The sequence below is a fragment of the Dietzia sp. B19 genome, assembly GCF_014145155.1.
GTDB classification, from domain to species: Bacteria; Actinomycetota; Actinomycetes; order Mycobacteriales; family Mycobacteriaceae; genus Dietzia; species Dietzia natronolimnaea.
Window position 1 is genome coordinate 1 of sequence record NZ_JAALED010000482.1, and the last position, 1,794, is coordinate 1,794.

At 68.3% G+C, this 1,794-nt stretch carries 2 protein-coding genes and 1 pseudogene; all 3 read left to right on the forward strand.

The features are described 5' to 3' along the window. Positions 1 to 198: 198 nt before the first annotated feature. Positions 199 to 924 (forward strand): UMP kinase, encoded by a 726-nt coding sequence (pyrH, locus tag G6020_RS13305; RefSeq protein WP_179525457.1) that lies wholly within the window; start codon positions 199 to 201, stop codon positions 922 to 924. 48 nt (positions 925 to 972) lie between these two features. Then, positions 973 to 1,530 carry a ribosome recycling factor gene (gene frr, locus G6020_RS13310; RefSeq protein ID WP_182610948.1) on the forward strand — a complete coding sequence of 186 codons (558 nt, stop codon included), beginning with the start codon at positions 973 to 975 and terminating at the stop codon, positions 1,528 to 1,530. 46 nt (positions 1,531 to 1,576) lie between these two features. Continuing rightward, positions 1,577 to 1,794, forward strand: a pseudogene (locus tag G6020_RS17175) (phosphatidate cytidylyltransferase); the annotation flags it as partial.

Below are 1,794 nucleotides of genomic sequence, written 5' to 3' on the forward strand. Positions count from 1 at the left end.
CGGCACCCGGACTCCCGGGTGCCGCCGTCGGCGCGTGTCCGACCGGCCCCGTACGCGGGCGCGCGGGCTGCGGTGTGGCGGCGGTCGCGATAGGGCAGAATAGACGAGGTCCCACCAAGGGCCGTACGGCCTCTCGACGACGACGTCGGGGGCGTTGACGCACGAGACGGGCGTGATCCGTCCGGGACGAGGAGAGCGATGACCGACCCGCGGGACGGCTACAAGCGTGTGATGCTCAAGCTGGGCGGAGAGATGTTCGGCGGGGGCGGCGTGGGGATCGACCCCGATGTGGTCCAGTCGGTCGCCAGGCAGATCGCCGAGGTGTCCCGCACGGGCGCGCAGATCGCGATCGTCATCGGCGGCGGGAACTTCTTCCGCGGCGCCCAGTTGCAGCAGCGTGGCCTCGACCGCGCACGGAGCGACTACATGGGGATGCTCGGCACCGTCATGAACTGTCTGGCGCTGCAGGACTTCCTCGAGCAGGAGGGCGTGTCCACGCGGGTGCAGACCGCCATCCACATGGGTCAGGTCGCGGAACCGTACATCCCCCTTCGTGCCGAGAGGCATCTGGAGAAGGGGCGTGTGGTGATCTTCGGCGCGGGCATGGGAATGCCCTACTTCTCCACCGACACGACAGCCGCCCAACGGGCGCTCGAGATCAAGGCCGAGGTGCTGTTGATGGCCAAGGCCGTCGACGGGGTCTACTCCGACGACCCGCGGACCAACCCCGACGCCGAACTCTTCGCACGGATCGAGCACCGCGAGTGCCTGGAACGGGGACTGAAGGTCGCCGACACGACCGCGTTCAGCCTCTGCATGGACAACAAGATGCCCATCCTGGTCTTCAACCTCCTCACCGAGGGCAACATCGCGCGCGCCGTCGCCGGTGAGGAGATCGGGACCCTGGTCAGCAGCCCGGCCTGAGGCGCGGGATCCGCGCCCCTCATCCACGTAGAGAACGGAAGGCAACACATGATCGACGACACCCTGCTCGAGGCCGAGGAGAAGATGGAGAAGGCCGTGGAGCACGTCCGTGACGAGCTCGCCGCCATCCGTACCGGTCGCGCCAACCCCGGCATGTTCAACCGGGTGCTCTGCGAGTACTACGGGACCCTGACCCCCATCACCCAGATGGCGAGTATCGCGGTGCCCGAGCCCCGGATGCTCATCATCAAGCCGTACGAGATGTCCCAGATCGGTCCGATCGAGAACGCCATCCGGAACTCGGATCTCGGCGTCAACCCGACCAACGACGGCCAGGTTCTGCGCGTGACGGTCCCACAGCTCACCGAGGAGCGCCGGCGCGATCTGGTCAAGCAGGCCAAGTCGAAGGCCGAGGACGGTCGTATCGCGCTCCGAGGTGTCCGGCGTAAGGCGATGGACGAGCTCAAGCGCATCGTCAAGGACGGCGAGGCCGGCGAGGACGAGGTCAACGCCGCCGAGAAGGAACTCGACAAGCTCACCCATCGGTACGTGGCCGACGTGGACGAGCTCGTCAAGGCCAAGGAAGGCGAGTTGATGGAGGTCTGATCTCCCAGCACCCGCCGACCCACCCCCGAGACTCGAGGAGAATGCCGTGGACACCGCCCCGCCCGGCCCACCCGGGCCCACAGCCGCGGCCGCGGCTCCGCCGTCGCGGGCGGGAAGGGACCTGACCCGCGCCATCCCGGTGGGCGGCGGGCTCGGGGCTCTGGTGATCGCGAGTATCGCGTTCAACCCCAGGGCCTGGTACCTGGTCGCGGCCGGTGCCGTGGCCATCGGGACCTGGGAGGTGTTCAAGCGGCTGCGGCAGGA